Here is an 18,293-nt window from a genome sequence, read left to right as displayed (position 1 = left end):
CTGGTCCTGCGTATCCAAACAGCACGAAGGGCCCCCGAGGGGGCCCTTCGTGACAGCGCGTCAGACCGGAGCGGACCGGATGGGAGCGGACCGGTCAGCGGACCGGGTGGCCGGCCGCCCGCAGTTCGTCCTTGACCTGCGAGATCCGCAGGTCCCCGAAGTGGAAGACGGAGGCCGCGAGCACCGCGTCCGCGCCCGCCGCCACCGCCGGCGGGAAGTCGGCCAGCCGGCCCGCTCCCCCGCTGGCGATCACCGGCACGCTCACGTGCTTGCGCACGGCGGCGATCATCTCGGTGTCGTAGCCGTCCTTGGTCCCGTCCGCGTCCATCGAGTTGAGCAGGATCTCGCCCGCCCCCAGCTCGGCGGCCCGGTGCGCCCACTCGACGGCGTCGATGCCGGTGCCCCGGCGGCCGCCGTGCGTCGTCACCTCGAAGGAGCCGGAGGGGGTCCGGCGGGCGTCGACCGAGAGGACGAGCACCTGGCGGCCGAAGCGCTCCGCGATCTCCTGGATGAGTTCGGGGCGCGCGATCGCGGCGGTGTTGACGCCGACCTTGTCGGCGCCGGCCCGCAGCAGCTTGTCGACGTCATCGGCCGTGCGGACGCCGCCGCCGACCGTGAGCGGGATGAAGACCTGCTCGGCGGTGCGGCGCACCACGTCGTAGGTGGTCTCCCGGTTGCCCGAGGAGGCGGTGATGTCGAGGAAGGTCAGCTCGTCGGCGCCCTCGGCGTCGTACAGCTTGGCCATCTCGACGGGGTCGCCGGCGTCCCGCAGGTTCTGGAAGTTGACGCCCTTGACGACCCGGCCGTTGTCCACGTCCAGGCAGGGGATCACGCGTACGGCGAGGCTCATGCCGCACCACCCGGCCGCGCCTCCGGGCGGAAGGCCTCGACCTCGACCTCGACGACCAGGCTCGGGTCGACGAAGCCGGACACGATGATCATCGACGCGGCCGGGCGGACGGCGTCGAACAGCTCCTTGTGGGCGCGGCCGACCTCCTCCACGTCCCGGGCGTGGGTGATGTACATCCGGGTGCGGACGACGTCCGCCGGGCCCAGGCCCAGCTGCTCCAGGGCGGCGAAGGCCACGTGGAAGGAGTTCACCGTCTGGTCGTACGGGCCTCCGCCGGCGATCTGGCCGCCCACCACGGACGTGCAGCCGGCGACGAGGACCAGGCCGTTCGGCAGTTCGACCGCGCGGGAGTAGCCGAACTGCTCCTCCCAGGGGGCCCCGGTGACGACCTTCTTCACGCCGTCGGTCATACGGCCGCCACCGCCTCCAGGGCCTCTTCGAGGGTGAAGGCCTTGGCGTACAGCGCCTTGCCGACGATCGCGCCCTCGACGCCGAGCGGCACCAGGCCGGACAGGGCCCGCAGGTCGTCCAGGGACGACACGCCGCCGGAGGCGACGACGGGCTTGTCGGTGGCGGCGCAGACGTTCTTCAGGAGCTCCAGGTTGGGGCCCTGGAGGGTGCCGTCCTTGGCGATGTCGGTGACGACGTAGCGCGAGCAGCCCTCGGAGTCGAGGCGGGCGAGCGTCTCGTAGAGGTCGCCGCCGTCGCGGGTCCAGCCGCGGCCGCGCAGGGTCGTGCCGCGGACGTCGAGGCCGACGGCGATCTTGTCGCCGTGCTCGGCGATGACCTTGGCGACCCACTCGGGGGTCTCCAGGGCGGCGGTGCCGAGGTTGACGCGGGTGCAGCCGGTGGCGAGGGCGGCGGCCAGCGAGGCGTCGTCGCGGATGCCGCCGGAGAGCTCGACCTTGATGTCCATGGCCTGAGCGACCTCGGCGATCAGCTGCCGGTTGTCGCCGGTGCCGAAGGCGGCGTCGAGGTCGACGAGGTGGAGCCACTCGGCGCCGGAGTTCTGCCAGGCGAGGGCCGCCTCGAGCGGGGAGCCGTAGGAGGTCTCGGTGCCGGACTCGCCGTGCACGAGGCGGACCGCCTGGCCGTCGCGGACGTCGACGGCGGGGAGGAGTTCAAGCTTCTGAGCCATGATCAGAGGGTCTCGATCCAATTGGTGAGGAGCTGGGCTCCGGCGTCGCCGGACTTCTCGGGGTGGAACTGGGTGGCCCACAGGGCGCCGTTCTCGACGGCCGCCACGAAGGGCTCGCCGTGGGTGGCCCAGGTGACCTTGGGGGCGCGGATGTTCTTGTTGCCGACCTCCAGGGTCCACTCGCGCACCGCGTAGGAGTGCACGAAGTAGAACCGGGAGTCGGCGCCGAGGCCGGCGAACATCTCGCTGCCCTCGGGCGCGTCGACCGTGTTCCAGCCCATGTGGGGGACGACGGGGGCGTTCAACGCCTCGACCGTACCGGGCCACTCGTCGAGGCCCTCGCTCTCCACGCCGTGCTCGGAGCCGTGCGCGAAGAGGATCTGCATGCCGACGCAGATGCCCATGACCGGGCGTCCGCCGGAGAGCCGGCGGCCGATGATCCAGTCGCCGCGGGCCTCCTTGAGCCCGCGCATGCAGGCGGAGAAGGCGCCGACGCCGGGGACGAGGAGGCCGTCGGCGTTCATCGCGGTCTCGTAGTCGCGGGTGATCTCGACCTCGGCGCCGACCCGGGCGAGGGCGCGCTCGGCCGAGCGCACGTTGCCGAAGCCGTAGTCGAAGACGACGACCTTCCTGGGGGTGCTCGCGGTCATGCCCACACGTCCAGCCGCAGCACACCGGCGGCGAGGCACATCGCGGCGCCGATCGCGACGAGCGCGACGAGGCCCTTGGGCATCTCCTGCTTGACGAAGGAGTAGATGCCGCCGAGCAGGAACAGCCCGACGACGATGAGGATGGTGGAGAGGCCGTTCACGGTCAGAGCGCGCCCTTCGTGGAGGGGAGGATTCCGGCGGCGCGCGGGTCGCGCTCGGAGGCGTAGCGGAGGGCGCGGGCGAAGGCCTTGAACTGGCACTCCACGATGTGGTGCGCGTTGCGCCCGTAGGGCACGTGGATGTGCAGGGCGATCTGGGCCTGGGCGACGAAGGACTCGAAGATGTGCCGGGTCATCGTCGTGTCGTACGAGCCGATCATCGGCGCCATGTTCTCGGGCTCGGTGTGCACGAGGTACGGGCGGCCGGAGAGGTCGACGGTCACCTGGGCGAGCGACTCGTCCAGCGGGACGGTGCAGTTGCCGAAGCGGTAGATGCCGACCTTGTCGCCGAGGGCCTGCTTGAAGGCGGCGCCCAGGGCGAGGGCGGTGTCCTCGATGGTGTGGTGCGAGTCGATGTGCAGGTCGCCGTCGGTCTTGACCGTCAGGTCGAAGAGGCCGTGGCGGCCGAGCTGGTCGAGCATGTGGTCGTAGAAGCCGACCCCGGTCGACACGTCGACCTTGCCGGTTCCGTCGAGGTCGATCTCGACGACGACGGAGGTCTCCTTGGTGGTGCGCTCTACGCGGCCTACGCGGCTCATCGCTCCTGCTCCTTCATCAATTCACGAACCGCGTCGAGGAACGCGTCGTTCTCTTCGGGGGTGCCGGCGGTGACCCGCAGCCATCCCGGTACGCCGTTGTCCCGGACCAGGACGCCCCGGTCGAGGATCCGCCGCCAGGCCCCGTGCGTGTCGGGGAACTTCCCGAACTGCACGAAGTTGGCGTCCGAGTCGGTGACCTCGTAGCCGATGGCGCGCAGCTCGGTGACGAGCCGGTCGCGCTCGGCCTTGAGCTGCTCGACGTACCCGAGGAGGGTGTCGGTGTGCTCCAGGGCGGCGAGCGCGGTCGCCTGGGTGACGGCCGAGAGGTGGTACGGGAGCCGGACCAGCTGCACGGCGTCGACGACGGCCGGGTGGGCGGCGAGGTAGCCGAGCCGCAGTCCGGCGGCGCCGAAGGCCTTGGACATGGTCCGGGAGACCACCAGGTTCGGGCGGCCCTCGATGAGGGGAAGCAGCGAGTCCCGGTGGCTGAACTCCACGTACGCCTCGTCCACGACGACCACGGAGGGCTTGGCCGCCTGGGCCGCCTCGTACAGGGCGAGGACGGTCTCGGCGGCGACGGCGGTGCCGGTGGGGTTGTTGGGCGAGGTGATGAACACGACGTCGGGCCGGTGCTCGGCGATCGCCGCGGCGGCGGCCTCGACGTCGACGGTGAAGTCCTCGTTGCGCGGGCCGGAGATCCAGCCGGTGCCGGTGCCGCGGGCGATCAGCGCGTGCATCGAGTACGAGGGCTCGAAGCCGATCGCGGTGCGGCCGGGACCGCCGAAGGTCTGCAGCAGCTGCTGGAGGACCTCGTTGGACCCGTTGGCCGCCCAGACGTTCTCCAGGGCGACCGGGTGCTTGCCGGTCCGGGTGAGGTAGCGGGCCAGCTCGGTGCGGAGCTCGACCGCGTCCCGGTCGGGGTAGCGGTTGAGGCCGCGGGCGGCCTCGGCGACGCGCTCCGCGATGCGGGCCACGAGGGGCTCGGGCAGCGGGTACGGGTTCTCGTTGGTGTTCAGCTGGACGGGCACGTCGAGCTGGGGAGCGCCGTACGGGGACTTGCCCCGGAGCTCGTCCCGGACGGGGAGGTCGTCGATCCGGATCTCGGTCACTTCTGGGGGACCTTCCATCCGAACCGCGCCTTGACCGCCGCGCCGTGGGCGGGCAGGTCCTCGGCCTCGGCGAGGGTGACCACGTGGTGGGCCACGTCGGCGAGCGCGTCGCGCGTGTAGTCCACGATGTGCACCCCGCGCAGGAAGGACTGCACGGAGAGGCCCGAGGAGTGGCAGGCGCAGCCGCCGGTGGGCAGGACGTGGTTGGAGCCCGCGCAGTAGTCGCCGAGGGAGACGGGCGCCCAGGGGCCGACGAAGATCGCGCCGGCGTTGCGGACGCGGTCGGCGACGGCCGCGGCGTCGCGGGTCTGGATCTCCAGGTGCTCGGCGCCGTACGCGTCGACGACCTTGAGGCCGTCGGCCAGGTCGCGGACGAGGACGATCGCGGACTGGCGCCCCGCCAGCGCAGGGGCGATCCGGTCGTCGACGTGCTTGGAGGCGGCGACCTGGGTCTTCAGCTCGGCCTCGGTGGCGGCGGCCAGCTCCTCCGAGTCGGTGACCAGGACGGAGGCGGCCATCGGGTCGTGCTCGGCCTGGCTGATCAGGTCGGCGGCGACGTGCACGGGGTCGGCGGTGGAGTCCGCGAGGATCGCGATCTCCGTCGGGCCGGCCTCCGCGTCGATGCCGATGCGGCCCTTGAGGAGGCGCTTGGCGGCGGCCACGTAGATGTTGCCGGGGCCGGTGACCAGGTTGACGGGGGCGCAGCCGGGGTCTCCGTCGGCGCTGCCGGTGGTTCCGTACGCGAACATGGCGACGGCCTGGGCGCCGCCCGCGGCGTACACCTCGTCGACGCCCAGGAGGGCGCAGGCGGCGAGGATCGTCGGGTGCGGGAGGCCGCCGAACTCCTTCTGCGGGGGCGAGGCGACGGCCAGGCCCTCGACGCCGGCCTCCTGGGCCGGGACGACGTTCATGACGACGGAGGACGGGTAGACCGCGCGGCCGCCGGGGACGTAGAGGCCGACGCGCTCGACCGGGATCCACTTCTCGGTGACCGTGCCGCCGGGGACGACCTGGGTGGTGTGGGTGGTGCGGCGCTGCTCGCGGTGGACGAGGCGGGCGCGCCGGATGGACTCCTCCAGGGCGGCGCGGACGGGCGGGTCGAGCTCGTCGAGGGCGCGGGCGATCGCCTCGGCGGGGACGCGCAGGCCCGGGACGCGGACGCCGTCGAATTTCTCCCCGTAGTCGATCACCGCGGCCGCGCCATGATGCCTGACGTCCTCGCAGATCGGCCGCACCGTCTCCAGGGCGGCTTCCACGTCGAACTCGGCACGGGGCAGCAGGTCGCGCAGGGCGGAACCCTCGGGGAGGGCCTCGCCGCGCAGATCGATTCGAGAGATCACGGGTCAATTCTCGCAGACGGCCCACAGCGCCGGACGCCCGTATCAATGGCTGATACGGGCCACACTGGCGTCTTGTCGCCACTCCTGACCGTTAGCGTTCAGCCCGTCACTCAGCGGGAAGAACGGCTGTACGAATCCACGGGACCCCGGTTACGCAGCGGGACACGTGTCGCGGAATCGTGCGAGCGGAGCGTGGAAAGCGAGGGGGGCGGCGTTGACCGAGCCGCACGAGGACGGGATGCCGGACGGTCTCACAGGCCCGGAGCGGGCGGTGTGGCGGGCGTTCGTCGTCGGCAGGACGTGTGATCTGACGGAAGGGATCGCGGAGCGGGACGACCCCTTCGGGGGGCGGGAGTGGGGGGAGGAGCGGAGCGTCCGCGCCGACGTGGTGGCGCTGCTGCTGCTCGCCGGACCGCCGGCCCGGTCCGGCCGGGTGGCCGCGCTGAAGCTGCGGGGGGTGCGGATCACCGGCGTGCTGAACCTGGCCGGCGGGACGATAGGTCCGTACGTGGAGCTGCACGGCTGCCGGTTCGACGGCGAGGTGGTGCTGCCGGAGGCCCGTTTCGGCACGCTGCGGCTGGTCGAGTGCGCGCTGCCGCGGCTGGAGGCGGCCCGGCTGCACACCGAGGGGGACCTGCACCTGCCGCGCTGCCGGGTGCGCCGGGGCATCCGGCTCACCGACGCACAGATCGGCACGGACCTGCTGGTCAACCAGATCCAGGTGTGGCCGGACCGGCGCGGCCGGGCCATCACCGCGGACGGGATGGTGGTCGCCCAGGACCTCCAGGCCGAGCTGATCGAGACGTACGGGGAGGTGAGTCTGCGGGGCGCGAAGATCGGCGTGTCGCTGAGCCTGCGGGGCAGCGTGCTGCGCGGCGCGCTGGGCCGCCGTGCGCTCAACGCCCCGCAGCTGACGGTGGAGCGCTCGCTCTATCTGAACGCGGCCTGGGTGTACGAGGAGCAGGACACCGCGGGGCAGAGCACGGCCACCCCGCCGTACGGGGTGACCCCGGCCCAGGGCGCGCACCGCAGGCCGGTCGAGTTCCACGGCGGGGTGCGCCTCGACGACGGCCGCTTCGGGGACGCGGTGGACCTGCACCACGCCCGGTTCCTGCTGAGCGGGGCGCGCCGCGAGGAGGTGTCGCTGCGCCGGATCGTCACCCCCGAGCTCCGCTTCAACGGCGAGCGGCCGGAGGAGGGCCGCGTCGTGCTCAACGGCGCGAAGGTCGTCACCCTCATCGACCTGTCGACCAGCTGGCCAGGGCCCGGCGGACTCGCGATGGGCGGCTTCGCCTACGAGAACCTCGTGCCGTACGGGCACTTCCCGCTGGCCCGGCGCCTGGAGTGGGTGGCGGCCGCGACCCCGGAGTACGCCCCCGAGCCCTACGAACGCCTGGCGACGGTGCTGCGCGCCAGCGGGGAGGACGCCGACGCCCGCGAGGTGCTGCTGGCCAAGCAGCGGCGCAGACGGGAGACCCTGCCGGTGGCGGGGAAGCTCTGGGGCCACCTCCAGGACTGGACCGTGGCCTACGGCTACCGGCCGGGGCGGGCGGCGCTGTGGATGGCGGTCCTGTGGGCGGCCGGCACGGTCGCCTTCTCCCACTACAGGCCGATCCCGCTGAAGGCGGAGGAGGCCCCCGAGTGGAACGGTCCGCTGTACGCGCTGGACCTGCTGCTCCCGGTGATCAATCTCGGCCAGGACGGCTACTGGCGCCTGGAGGGGATCTGGCAGTGGGCGGCGGCGGTGCTGATCCTGCTGGGCTGGATCCTGGCGACGACGGTGGCGGCGGGCGCGACCCGGCTCCTGAGCAGGGGGTGAGGCGGGCCGCGGGGGACCGGGCCGGGCCGTCGCGGGAGCGGCCGCCGCGCCTCCGTTCGGGGAGGATCCGGGGAGGCGGGGCGGCCGCCGGGCCGCCCGGGAGGCGGAGCGGCGGAGGATCGGTGTGGTCCGGGCGTGAGGGCGCGAAGGTTTGGTGAGCGGGCCGTGAGACCGGCTGCCGAGGGGGCGGTGGGCGGGAGACAATACGTCACACCATGTCCTTTCTCCGTGCCCTGATCGGCGCCGCGCGTTCGGCCCGGCACACCCCGCGGCTCGCCGCCGGGTCCGTGCCGGACGACGACGTGCTGCTCGACGCCCCGGACGAGCGGCTCGGCCCCGCCCTGGTCGCCGCCGCGCTGGCCGATCCGGAGCCCGCGGCGAAGCTGCTCGCCACCACCCGGGACTGCGGCGAGTGGGAGGACCGCGACCGGTACGTCACCCGGCTCGCCGCCTTCGCGTACCACCGGGACGACTGGCTGACCCACTGGCTCTCCGTCGCGCCCCGCGACCCCGACGCCCTGCTCGTCACCGCGCAGCTCTCCGTCCGCCGGGCCTGGGAGTCGCCCGCCCGGGCCGAGCGGCTGCGCGAGCTGGGTCCGCTGATCCGGACGATGGCCGAGGAGGCGCCGCACGACCCGGTGCCGTGGCGCCTCGCCCTGGACCACGCGCGCGGGGCGCACGCCCGCCCCGCGGTCTTCGAGTCCCTCTGGGAGCAGGCGGTGCGCCGCTCGCCGCACCACTACGGCTGCCACGTCGCGGCGCTCAAGTACCTGTCCGCACAGTGGTACGGCTCGCACCGCGCCGCCTTCGACTTCGCCGAGCAGGCCGCCGACGACGCCGCGGCCGACTCGCTCGTCCGCGCGCTGCCGGTCCGGGCCGCCTACGACCGGCTCCGGGTGCCGCCGGACCGGGAGCCCGCCGTGCCCGAGGCGCGGATCGACCGGGCCGCCGACCGGGCGCTGGCCCTGTCGGAGGTCTTCCCGACCGGCGACCCGTGGCCCGCCGAGGTCCGCAACCTGCTGGCGTACGTGCTGGTGGAGCGGGCGCGGTGGGAGGACGCGCGGGCGGAGTTCGGCCGGATCGGGGCCCACGCGACCTCCTTCCCGTGGGGGTCCGGGCCGGGTGGCGGGCGGGGTGCCGGGGGTGAGGACCCGCTGCGCCGGTTCCTCGCCGCGCGGGACACGGTGAGGACCGAACTGGCCCGTCGTACGCCCCTCTGGGACACCGGACGGGGACGGGCACGACGGGGCGGGCCCGGCGGCCACTAGGCTGACCGCTGTGACCACCGCTCGCCTGCCTCTCTTCCCGCTCAACGCGGTGCTGTTCCCGGGCCTCGTGCTGCCGCTGAACGTCTTCGAGGAGCGTTATCGCGCCATGATGCGCGAGCTGCTCGCGATCGACGACTCGGAGCCGCGCCGCTTCGCCGTCGTCGCCATCCGCGACGGCCGCGAGGTCGCCCCGACGGCCCCCGGCATGCCGGACCAGACGGCGCTGCCGGAGAAGGGTCCGGCGGCCGGCTTCGGCCCCGACCCCATCCAGGCCTTCCACCGGGTCGGCTGCGTCGCGGACGCCGTGCAGATCCGGGAGCGAGCCGACGGCAGCTTCGAGGTGACGGCCACCGGCACCACCCGGGTGAAGCTGCTCTCCGTCGACGCGAGCGGGCCGTTCCTGGTCGCCGAGGTCGAGGAGCTGCCCGAGGAGCAGGGCGAGGAGGCCGGCAACCTCTCCGAGGGGGTGCTGCGGGCCTTCCGCAGCTACCAGAAGCGGCTGGCCGGGGCCCGGGAGCGGTCCCTGACGACGAGCGAGCTGCCGGACGATCCGTCGGTGGTGTCGTACCTGGTCGCGGCGGCCGCGGTGCTCGACACGCCGTCGAAGCAGCGGCTGCTCCAGGCCCCGGACACGGCGACCCGGCTGCGCGAGGAGCTGACGCTGCTGCGCGCGGAGACGGCGGTCATCCGCCATCTGCCCTCGCTGCCGGTGGTGGACCTGACGCAGGCCCCGACCTACCCGAACTGAGGAAGAGCGCGCGCGTGGCGAAGAAGCAGAGGAAGAACAGCGGCGGCACGCCGGCGACGGTGGCCCTGACGGCCGCCGGCACCCCGTTCACGCTGCACGCCTACGAGCACGACCCGGCCTCCCCCTCGTACGGCGAGGAGGCGGCCGAGGCGCTCGGCGTCTCTCCGGACCGGGTCTTCAAGACCCTGGTGGCGGACGTCGACGGCGAGCTGACGGTCGCGGTGGTCCCGGTCGCGGGACAGCTCGACCTGAAGGCCCTGGCCTCGGCGGTCGGGGGCAAGCGCGCGGCGATGGCCGATCCGGCGGCGGCCGAGCGCACCACGGGCTATGTGCGGGGCGGGATCTCCCCGCTGGGTCAGCGCAAGCGGCTGCGCACGGTCCTCGACGCCTCGGCCTCGGACCACGCGTCCATCTGCATCTCGGCGGGCCGGCGCGGCCTGGAGGTGGAGCTCTCCCCCGCCGATCTGGCCGCGCTCACCTCGGCGGTCGTGGCCCCGATCGGCCGCGCCTGAGGGTCGGACGGCGGGGGCGCCGGGCGTACGGGCCCGCGGTGGCCCGGCCCGCGCGGCACGCCGTTCGGGTCGTCAGCTCCGGCCGGGTCCCCGGGTGTACGCCGTGGGCTGGTCCCACGGCTCGGGCTCCGCGTCGCGCGGGCCGAAGGCGGCCGTCAGCGCCAGGTGCACGATCATCGCGGCGAGCGGCCAGGCGAGCATCGCGGCGGCGCCCAGGTTCAGTTCCAGCGGCGCCTCGAAGGTGACGTTCGGGCCGACCGCCTTCGCGTGGGCGACCACGTCGCTCGTCGGACCGAAGTAGCTGCCGAGGCCCCAGGCGAGCAGGGAGCCCAGAACGCCGCCGAGCGCGAGGCCGAGCACCAGCGGGACCCCGCCCCGGCGGCGCAGCAGGAAGACGACGAGCGCGGCGACCGCGCCGAAGGCCAGGGCCAGCAGGACGAACGTTCCGTCGGCGCCGATGGCCGTCTCGCCCTCCGAGTTCCGGAGGTAGACGCCCTTGCCGTCCGAGATGAGCAGCACCCGCGGGGCCAGGTTCAGCCACAGCACTCCGAGCACCGCTCCGGCGATCGCCGAGACGAGGGTCACCAGGACGCCCTGCAGGACCTCGGCGGCCGTGATCCGGTCGCCGGCCGGGCCGGCCGGCGGCGGGGGCGGCGGGGGCCAGTCGGGGTCGTGCGACGAGGGCTGGTGAGGCGGAGTCAGGGGTGCGGTCACCCCGCCATCGTGCCAGGTGTGCCGGTGGCCCGCCTCAGCGGACGGCGGCCCGGCGGTACGCCCAGGTGGCCACGGCCAGCGAGACCACGCCGACGACCCCGCACACGGCCAGGTCGAGGGCGACGGCCGCCCAGTCGGGACCGGGCTCGAAGGTGCGGGCCATGGCCTCCACACCGTACGTCGACGGGAGCAGGTCCCGGGCCCAGCCGATGGGCTGCGGCAACCGCTCCGCCGGGAGGACGCCGAGGAGCAGCGCCGCGGACATGCCGAGCTGGCCGAGGAGGGTGGCCAGCTCCTGGCGGGGCGCGAGGAGTCCGAGGGCCGCGCCGAGGCCGGCCAGCGCGGCGCCGGCGAGCGGGACGACGGCGGCGAGGATCCAGAGGTGACCGAGCGGCAGTCCGAAGAGCAGGGAGCCCGCGACGGCGGTGACGGCGGTCCCGGGCACGGTGAAGGAGGCGTACGCTCCCGCGGCGCCCAGCACGACGGCGGCGGGCGGCACGGGCAGCGTGGCGTAGTGGTCGAGGCCGCCGGTGGCGCGCAGCTGCCCGAAGTACTGGGCGAGCAGGTTCAGCGCGACGAACGCGACCACGAGGACGGTGGAGCCGGCCACGACGGCACGCGCCTCGGATCCCCCGTCGACGACCCCGCGCATCAGGACCATGATCCCGATGGACTGGAAGGTGGCGACGAAGAGCAGCGGGATGCGGGCGACCCGGGCCCGGGAGAGCTGCGCGCGGTAGACGGCGGCCAGGGCGGGCAGCAGCCGGGCGCGCGGGGCGAGGGGCGCGGCGGCCTCGTCCTCGGCGGGGGCGCGGGTCCGGGCGGAGGGCGCGCCGGTCGGCAGCGTCTCGGCGGGCACGGTGCTCACTGCGTACAGCTCCTGGGGGTGACGTGCGGTCCGTGCGGTCCGTGGGGGGCGCGGGTCGCGTGCGCTTCCCCGGTCGGGCGGGGCGGGTGCGGTGCGGTGCGGGTCACGCCTTCACCAGTCCCTCGGTCGCGCCGCCCAGCGCCAGGTAGACGTCCTCCAGGCTGGGCGTGGCGAGGGTGAAGTCGTCGAGCGCGGTGAACGCGGCGCCGCCGGTGACGGTGGCCACCGCGGCCCGGGCCTCGTCGGGGGCGAGGCGGAGCATCCAGCGCCGGCCCGTCTCCTGCGCCAGCTCGCGCAGCGAGGCGACCTCGGGCAGGTGGAGCGGGGCGGACTCGCGCCAGACCAGCTCGACGCGGACCTCGCCCGCGACCCGCTCCTTGAGTCCGGCGGGCGTGTCGCAGGCGATGACCCGGCCGCGGTCGAGGACGGCGACCCGGTCGAGGACGGTCTCGGCCTCGATGACGTTGTGGGTGACGAGCAGCACCGTGGTGCCGTGCTCGGCGCGGCGCCGGTCGACGGCGGCCCAGACGGCCCGGCGGGCGACCGGGTCCATGCCGGTGGTGGGCTCGTCGAGGACGAGGACCGGGCGCTCGCCGACGAGCGCGGCGGCGACGCAGGCGAGACGGCGCTGGCCGCCGGAGAGCCTCCGGAGCGGCCGGGAGGCCAGCGGGCCGAGGCCGAGCTCCTCCAGGACGGCGTCGCGCTCGGCGCGCGCCTCCCGGACGCCGAGGCCGCGCAGCCGCCCGGTGGTCTCGGCGGCGAGGGCGACGGTCAGCTCGTCGAGGGCGGTGGACTCCTGCCCGAGGTACGCGAGGAGGCGGGAGGCCCGCTCGGGGTGGCGCACGAGGTCGTGGCCGAGGAGCCGGACGCTGCCGGAGTCGGGGCGCATGAGCCCGGTGAGCTGGCGGACCAGGGTCGACTTGCCCGCGCCGTTGGGGCCGAGCAGCCCGAAGATCTCGCCGCCGCGCACGTCGAGACTGATCCCGTCGGTGGCCCGCACCTCGGGTGTCGCGGGCGCTCCGCGCCGACCGCGCGTGGCGGGGTACGTCTTGACCAGATCCCGCACCGCGCACACCGTACTCACGGGGGAAGAGCCTACGGGGTCGCCGGGCCTGCTCCGGGCGCGGGGGCGTGTTCCGCGGCGGCCCGGACGTCGATCTCGCGCCAGAATCCGGCCCGGATCGCGTAGCGGTCGTGTTCGTCGATCTGGTCGTCCTTGTGGGCGAGGAGCCCGAATCGGGCCGCGTAGCGGAGGAGTTCGCCGTCGATGCGGTGCGGGATGCGCGGGTAGAGGGTGGAGAGCTTCTGGACGTGGCTCTGCTCGGGAAGTCGTTCCATCCACCGCCGGGCGAACACCTGCCCGACCTCGAAGGGGTCCCCGCCGACGGTGGTGATGTCCTCCTCGCGGTCCGCCCAGCGCTGCTCGGCGCTGGTGAGGGCGGCGAGGGTGGGCAGGGAGGCGGTCTCGGCGGGTTCGCCGAGGGGTGCGGCGGGGCGCTCGACCCAGCCCCGGTCGGAGGACCAGCGGAGGGCGCTGGCCGCCTGGGCCACCGGGGCTCCCGGGGAGGCGGGGGCGCGCAGTCCCGCCAGGTCCTTGGGGGTGGGGACGCCCTTGCCGGCCGGCGGGGCGGGGACGCCGGGTCCGTGGCCGCGGTCGTCCTCGCGGAGGTGCCCGTTGCCGCCCGCGCGGCCCTCGCCGTGGTGGGGGTGGCCGTTGCCGTGGGCGGCCGGGGCCTCGCCGGCGGCGCCGGCCGCGGCGGCGGCCTCGGCGGCCCGTTCGGCGGAGGCGGCGAGGGCCGCCTCGGGCAGCGGGGCGGAGAGGATGGCGGCGATCTCGGGGCGCGGGGCGGGCGGGGGCGCGCAGATGCCGGTGAGGTCCTTGGCGCGGACCGCCCGGGTGATCCAGGCCCGGTCGAGGACCCGCCGCTCGTCGGCCTCGGCGACGAGGTCCTCGGACTGGTTGTAGTCGCCGTCGGCGGCCTGGACGGCCCAGAGGTGGACGGCGACGCCGTGCTCCTTGGCCGACATCAGTCCGGGGAGCAGGTCGCCGTCGCCGGTGACGAGCACGATGTCCGAGCAGGCCCGGTTGCGGGCGAGCTCGGTGAGCTCGGTGTGCATCGCCGCGTCGACGCCCTTCTGGGCCCAGCGCCCGTCGCTCCGGGTCAGGGCGCCCAGCCGGACGGTGACCCGGGGCATCACGCGCAGCCTCCGGTGCTCGGGCTGGGGCACCCGGTCGGGCGCGCCGTCGAACCAGTAGATCCGCAGCAGGGGCAGCGCGGTCTCGGCCTCGGCGCGCTGGCGCAGCTGCTGGATGAGTCCGGCGTGGTCGACGGTGATCCGGGAGCGGGCCGGTTCCCCGGCGAGAAGACTGGCGGCGGCTCCCAGCAGGTAGCCGGCATCCACCAGGACGACGCAGCGGTCCACGTGTTCCACCCTCTTTCGGGAACCTCGGGATCGGAAGTTGCTTCGGATCTCCTTCGAGTCTGCCCGAAGGGCGGGGGCTCAACGGCCGGAACTGGATCATCGGCGTGGCGGAAGTCACGCTCCCCGGAGCCTGACGCTCGGTAATGATCCAAAATGCGGCGGTTCGTCCCCTATGTGAGTCTGACAGCGGCCCTGGTCCCTAGGTCCCTTTGAGGAGGCATCCCATGGCCAAGAACCGCAACCAGAACCGCAGTCAGAAGCAGCAGTCGCCGGCCGAGCGCGGCGCCCAGCAGGCGCAGCAGTCGGCGATGGAGTCCGAGGCCTCGCAGCGGGCGTCGCAGGTGCTGCCGAGCGACGTCGCCCGCAAGGGCCGCCAGAAGCGCTTCGGCCACAACTGACGGCCTTCGCGTACGGCAAAGGGGCGCGCCCGTGACGACGGGCGCGCCCCTTGCGCGTGTCCGGGAGTCCCCGCGCGGTCAGCCGGCCAGGCAGGACGGGCCGAGCAGGACCTTCAGGTCGCCGAAGAGGGCCGGGTCGGCCTGGACCCGGTGCCGGTCGAGCCGGAGCACGGTCGTGGTCCGGGGGCCCTGGAGCTTGATCCGCACCTCGGTGTTGCCCTTGTGGTGGCGCAGGATCTCGCCGAGCCGGGTGACCATCGGCGGGGTCACCTTGACGGTGGGGATGGTGAGGATCACCGGCGCGTTGGTCCCGGCGTTCGACACGTCGGGGACCATCAGCTCCATGGCGACGAGCCGGGGCACGTCCTCCCGCTTGTCGAGGCGGCCCTTCACGAAGACGACCGTGTCCTCGACGAGCTGGGTGGACACCAGCTGGTAGGTGGCCGGGAAGAACATGCACTCGATCGAGCCGGCCAGGTCCTCGACGGTGGCGATGGCCCAGGCGTTGCCCTGCTTGGTCATCTTCCGCTGGAGGCCGGAGATGATGCCGCCGATGGTGACGACCGCGCCGTCGGCGTGCTCGCCGCCGGTGAGCTGGGAGATCGCCGCGTCCGTCTTGTCGGACAGGATGTGCTCGATGCCGAAGAGCGGGTGGTCGGAGACGTACAGGCCGAGCATCTCGCGCTCCTGGGCGAGCAGGTAGGACTTCTCCCACTCGACGTCGGAGAACTCGACGTCCAGGCCGAAGCCGGGTTCGTCGCTCGTCTCCTCGCCCATCCCGCCGAAGAGGTCGAACTGCCCCTCGGCCTCCTTGCGCTTGACCGCGACCACGTTGTCGATCATCGGCTCGTGGTGGGCGACCATGCCCTTGCGGGTGTGGCCCATCTCGTCGAAGGCTCCGGCCTTGATCAGCGACTCGATGGTCCGCTTGTTGCAGACGACGGCCTCGACCTTGTCGAGGAAGTCGGGGAAGGAGGAGTACTTCCCCTTCGCCTTGCGCGACCTGATGATCGACTCGACGACGTTGGTGCCGACGTTCCGCACGGCGGAGAGGCCGAAGAGGATCACGTCGTCGCCCTGGGCGGCGAAGTTCGACTCGGACTCGTTCACGTTCGGCGGGAGCACCTTGATGCCCATGCGGCGGCACTCGTTGAGGTAGACGGCGGACTTGTCCTTGTCGTCCTTGACCGAGGTGAGCAGACCCGCCATGTACTCGGCGGGGTAGTTCGCCTTGAGGTAGGCGGTCCAGTAGGAGACCAGGCCGTACGCGGCCGAGTGCGCCTTGTTGAAGGCGTAGCCGGCGAAGGGGACCAGGACGTCCCAGAGCGCCTGGATCGCCTCGTCGCTGAAGTCGTTCTTGCGGGCGCCCGCCTGGAAGATCGTGAAGTTCTTCGCCAGCTCCTCGGGCTTCTTCTTGCCCATGACGCGGCGCAGGATGTCGGCCTCGCCCAGCGAGTAGCCGGCGATGATCTGGGCGGCCTTCTGCACCTGCTCCTGGTAGACGATCAGGCCGTAGGTGACCGCGAGCACCTCTTCGAGCGGCTTCTCCAGCTCGGGGTGGATCGGGGTGATCTCCTGCTGCTTGTTCTTGCGCAGGGCGTAGTTCGTGTGCGAGTTCATGCCCATCGGGCCCGGCCGGTACAGGGCGGACACGGCGGAGATGTCTTCGAAGTTGTCGGGCTTCATCAGCCGCAGCAGCGAGCGCATGGGGCCGCCGTCGAACTGGAAGACGCCGAGGGTGTCGCCCCGGCAGAGCAGTTCGTACGTCTTGGGGTCGTCGAGCGGCAGGGCCAGCAGGTCCAGGTCGATGCCCTTGTTGGCCTTCACCATCTTGACGGCGTCGTCCATGATCGTGAGGTTCCTGAGGCCCAGGAAGTCCATCTTGATCAGGCCGAGCGACTCGCACTGGGGGTAGTCCCACTGCGTGATGGTCACGCCGTCGGTGTGGCGCACCCAGATCGGCGCGTGGTCGACGATGGGCTCGCTGGACATGATCACGCCGGCCGCGTGCACACCCATCTGCCGGACCAGGCCCTCGACGCCCCGCGCGGTGTCGATGACCTTCTTGACGTCGGGCTCGTTCTCGTACATCGCGCGGATCTCGCCGGCCTCGCTGTACCGCGGGTGCGAGGGGTCGGTGATGCCGTTGAGGTCGATGCCCTTGCCGAGGACGTCGGCGGGCATGGCCTTGGTGAGCCGGTCGCCCATGGCGTAGGGGTAGCCGAGGACGCGCGCGGAGTCCTTGATGGCGTTCTTCGCCTTGATCTTGCCGTAGGTGCCGATCATGGCGACCTTGTCGGAGCCGTACTTCTCCGTCACGTACCGGATGACCTCGACGCGCCGGCGCTCGTCGAAGTCGATGTCGACATCGGGCATCGAGATGCGCTCGGGGTTGAGGAAGCGCTCGAAGATCAGGCCGTGCGGGATCGGGTCGAGGTCGGTGATGCCCATGGCGTACGCGACGATGGAACCGGCGGCGGAGCCTCGGCCGGGGCCCACCGCGATGCCCTGCGCCTTCGCCCACATGATGAAGTCGGCGACCACGAGGAAGTAGCCGGGGAAGCCCATCGAGATGATCGTGTCCATCTCGTACTCGACCTGCTTCAGGCGGTCGTCCGGGATGCCGCCGGGGAACCGGCGGTGCATGCCCCGCATGGTCTCCTCGCGGAACCAGGAGACCTCGGTGAACCCCTCCGGGATCTCGAACTTCGGCATGAGGTTCTTCTCGACGAACATGCCGTCGGTGTTGATCTGCTCCGCGACCAGGAGGGTGTTGCGGCAGCCCTCCTGCCAGGCGTCCGAGGAGTCGATGGCGTACATCTCGTCCGTGGTCTTCAGGTAGTAGCCGGTGCCGTCGAAGCGGAAGCGGTCCGGGTCGGAGAGGTTCTTGCCGGTCTGGATGCAGAGCAGGGCGTCGTGCGCGGTCGACTCGTGCGCGTACGTGTAGTGCGAGTCGTTGGTGACCAGCGGCGGGATGCCGAGCTTCTTGCCGATCTCCAGGAGCCCGTCGCGGACCCGGCGCTCGATCTCGATGCCGTGGTCCATGAGCTCCAGGAAGTACCGGTCCTTGCCGAAGATGTCCTGGTACTCGGAGGCGGACTTCAGGGCCTCGTCGAACTGGCCGAGGCGGAGCCGGGTCTGGAGCTCTCCGGAGGGGCAGCCGGTGGAGGCGATGAGCCCCTCCGACCACTGGGAGATGGTCTCCTTGTCCATCCGGGGCCACTTCTGCAGCCAGCCCTCTGCGTAGGCGTCGGAGGAGAGCTTGAAGAGGTTGTGGAGCCCGGTGGAGTTCGCCGCCCAGATCGTCTTGTGGGTGTAGCCGCCGGAACCCGAGACGTCGTCCCGCTTCTGGTGCGGCTGCCCCCACTGGATCTTCCGCTTGTTCCGCCGGGACTCGGGGGCGACGTAGGCCTCGATGCCGATGATCGGCGTCACCCCGGCCTTCTTCGCCGAGTGGAAGAAGTCGTACGCCCCGTGCAGGTTGCCGTGGTCGGACATCGCGATGTGGGTCATGCCCATCTCGTTGCACGCGTTGAACATGTCCTTCAGCCGCGCGGCACCGTCCAGCAGCGAGTACTGGGTGTGGACGTGGAGGTGCGTGAAGGGCGGCTTGGTCACGGCGGGAGGCCTCCGGAGAACGGGAGTCGACAGGCTGCGGGCAGTCTGGGGGGACAGCGTGGAAGTCTACGTCTCCGGAG

The 18,293-nt window shown here is 72.8% G+C and carries 18 protein-coding genes; 5 read left to right on the top strand and 13 right to left on the bottom strand.

The window, feature by feature from the left end; all coding sequences use genetic code 11:
- Positions 1-94: 94 nt before the first annotated feature.
- From hisF to hisD, 8 genes are read right to left on the bottom strand one after another with little or no spacing between them, the layout of a single operon-like run.
- A complete protein-coding gene (gene hisF / locus ACY0MR_RS26865) occupies positions 95-850 on the bottom strand; it encodes an imidazole glycerol phosphate synthase subunit HisF (protein WP_473555830.1) in 756 nt (251 codons plus the stop codon).
- Positions 847-1,260, bottom strand: a complete 414-nt coding sequence (locus tag ACY0MR_RS26860) for a RidA family protein (RefSeq protein WP_388802326.1) — start codon at positions 1,258-1,260, stop codon at positions 847-849. Before ACY0MR_RS26860 ends, hisF begins: the two co-directional genes overlap by 4 nt.
- Entirely contained in the window at positions 1,257-1,988 is a 732-nt protein-coding gene (gene priA, locus ACY0MR_RS26855) for a bifunctional 1-(5-phosphoribosyl)-5-((5-phosphoribosylamino)methylideneamino)imidazole-4-carboxamide isomerase/phosphoribosylanthranilate isomerase PriA (RefSeq protein ID WP_361852779.1), read from the bottom strand. Before priA ends, ACY0MR_RS26860 begins: the two co-directional genes overlap by 4 nt.
- 2 nt (positions 1,989-1,990) lie before the next feature.
- The gene (gene hisH / locus ACY0MR_RS26850; protein WP_388802323.1) at positions 1,991-2,638 is read right to left on the bottom strand and encodes an imidazole glycerol phosphate synthase subunit HisH; all 648 of its coding nucleotides are present in this window, start codon (positions 2,636-2,638) and stop codon (positions 1,991-1,993) included.
- Complete coding sequence (locus ACY0MR_RS26845) at positions 2,635-2,799, bottom strand: hypothetical protein (protein ID WP_187283980.1); 165 nt, start codon at positions 2,797-2,799, stop codon at positions 2,635-2,637. The genes hisH and ACY0MR_RS26845 overlap by 4 nt, the downstream gene beginning before the upstream one ends.
- 2 nt (positions 2,800-2,801) lie before the next feature.
- Complete coding sequence (hisB, locus tag ACY0MR_RS26840) at positions 2,802-3,395, bottom strand: imidazoleglycerol-phosphate dehydratase HisB (protein ID WP_015032911.1); 594 nt, start codon at positions 3,393-3,395, stop codon at positions 2,802-2,804.
- Positions 3,392-4,504, bottom strand: coding sequence for a histidinol-phosphate transaminase (locus ACY0MR_RS26835; protein WP_388802319.1), 1,113 nt, complete (start codon positions 4,502-4,504; stop codon positions 3,392-3,394). The genes hisB and ACY0MR_RS26835 overlap by 4 nt, the downstream gene beginning before the upstream one ends.
- Positions 4,501-5,844: a histidinol dehydrogenase gene (gene hisD / locus ACY0MR_RS26830; protein ID WP_388802316.1), complete on the bottom strand. Its 1,344-nt coding sequence runs from the start codon at positions 5,842-5,844 to the stop codon at positions 4,501-4,503. The genes ACY0MR_RS26835 and hisD overlap by 4 nt, the downstream gene beginning before the upstream one ends.
- A 214-nt stretch (positions 5,845-6,058) precedes the next feature.
- Between hisD and ACY0MR_RS26825 the strand changes: the two genes are divergently transcribed.
- From ACY0MR_RS26825 to ybaK, 4 genes are all read left to right on the top strand, one after another.
- Positions 6,059-7,663, top strand: a complete 1,605-nt coding sequence (locus tag ACY0MR_RS26825; protein WP_388802313.1) for an oxidoreductase — start codon at positions 6,059-6,061, stop codon at positions 7,661-7,663.
- Between the two features lie 215 nt (positions 7,664-7,878).
- Positions 7,879-8,931: a hypothetical protein gene (locus tag ACY0MR_RS26820; protein WP_388802310.1), complete on the top strand. Its 1,053-nt coding sequence runs from the start codon at positions 7,879-7,881 to the stop codon at positions 8,929-8,931.
- A 10-nt stretch (positions 8,932-8,941) separates the two neighbouring features.
- On the top strand, positions 8,942-9,679 hold the full coding sequence (locus ACY0MR_RS26815; protein WP_473555824.1) for an LON peptidase substrate-binding domain-containing protein: 738 nt from the start codon (positions 8,942-8,944) through the stop codon (positions 9,677-9,679).
- 14 nt (positions 9,680-9,693) lie between these two features.
- Positions 9,694-10,191 (top strand): Cys-tRNA(Pro) deacylase, encoded by a 498-nt coding sequence (gene ybaK, locus ACY0MR_RS26810; protein ID WP_361852801.1) that lies wholly within the window; start codon positions 9,694-9,696, stop codon positions 10,189-10,191.
- A gap of 72 nt (positions 10,192-10,263) precedes the next feature.
- Here the strand turns inward: ybaK and ACY0MR_RS26805 are convergent, their stop codons facing one another.
- The 4 genes from ACY0MR_RS26805 to ACY0MR_RS26790 all read right to left on the bottom strand — a co-directional run bounded on the left by ACY0MR_RS26805 (position 10,264) and on the right by ACY0MR_RS26790 (position 14,206).
- Positions 10,264-10,905 carry a DUF2567 domain-containing protein gene (locus tag ACY0MR_RS26805; protein ID WP_388802306.1) on the bottom strand — a complete coding sequence of 214 codons (642 nt, stop codon included), beginning with the start codon at positions 10,903-10,905 and terminating at the stop codon, positions 10,264-10,266.
- Between the two features lie 34 nt (positions 10,906-10,939).
- On the bottom strand, positions 10,940-11,773 hold the full coding sequence (locus ACY0MR_RS26800; protein ID WP_388802303.1) for an ABC transporter permease: 834 nt from the start codon (positions 11,771-11,773) through the stop codon (positions 10,940-10,942).
- Between the two features lie 103 nt (positions 11,774-11,876).
- The gene (locus ACY0MR_RS26795) at positions 11,877-12,848 is read right to left on the bottom strand and encodes an ABC transporter ATP-binding protein (RefSeq protein WP_388802806.1); all 972 of its coding nucleotides are present in this window, start codon (positions 12,846-12,848) and stop codon (positions 11,877-11,879) included.
- Between the two features lie 20 nt (positions 12,849-12,868).
- Positions 12,869-14,206: an NYN domain-containing protein gene (locus tag ACY0MR_RS26790; protein ID WP_388802299.1), complete on the bottom strand. Its 1,338-nt coding sequence runs from the start codon at positions 14,204-14,206 to the stop codon at positions 12,869-12,871.
- Positions 14,207-14,421: 215 nt separating this feature from the next.
- Here ACY0MR_RS26790 and ACY0MR_RS26785 point away from each other — a divergent pair, with 215 nt between their 5' ends.
- On the top strand, positions 14,422-14,595 hold the full coding sequence (locus ACY0MR_RS26785; protein WP_167346844.1) for a hypothetical protein: 174 nt from the start codon (positions 14,422-14,424) through the stop codon (positions 14,593-14,595).
- Between the two features lie 78 nt (positions 14,596-14,673).
- Here ACY0MR_RS26785 and dnaE read toward each other — a convergent pair whose 3' ends face one another.
- Positions 14,674-18,213 (bottom strand): DNA polymerase III subunit alpha, encoded by a 3,540-nt coding sequence (gene dnaE / locus ACY0MR_RS26780; RefSeq protein WP_361852809.1) that lies wholly within the window; start codon positions 18,211-18,213, stop codon positions 14,674-14,676.
- Positions 18,214-18,293: the final 80 nt, after the last annotated feature.

It is taken from the genome of Streptomyces sp. JN8, assembly GCF_055808075.1.
This window is presented reverse-complemented; position numbering and strand designations above follow the sequence as displayed.

What these genes read in the sequence shown, in the direction of transcription:
- priA (WP_361852779.1), bottom strand. Translation starts at nt 1,988, where the DNA reads ATGGCTCAGAAGCTTGAACTCCTCCCCGCCGTCGACGTCCGCGACGGC.
- hisH (WP_388802323.1), bottom strand. Translation starts at nt 2,638, where the DNA reads ATGACCGCGAGCACCCCCAGGAAGGTCGTCGTCTTCGACTACGGCTTC.
- ACY0MR_RS26860 (WP_388802326.1), bottom strand. Translation starts at nt 1,260, where the DNA reads ATGACCGACGGCGTGAAGAAGGTCGTCACCGGGGCCCCCTGGGAGGAG.
- ACY0MR_RS26785 (WP_167346844.1), top strand. Translation starts at nt 14,422, where the DNA reads ATGGCCAAGAACCGCAACCAGAACCGCAGTCAGAAGCAGCAGTCGCCG.
- hisB (WP_015032911.1), bottom strand. Translation starts at nt 3,395, where the DNA reads ATGAGCCGCGTAGGCCGCGTAGAGCGCACCACCAAGGAGACCTCCGTC.
- hisF (WP_473555830.1), bottom strand. Translation starts at nt 850, where the DNA reads ATGAGCCTCGCCGTACGCGTGATCCCCTGCCTGGACGTGGACAACGGC.
- ACY0MR_RS26820 (WP_388802310.1), top strand. Translation starts at nt 7,879, where the DNA reads ATGTCCTTTCTCCGTGCCCTGATCGGCGCCGCGCGTTCGGCCCGGCAC.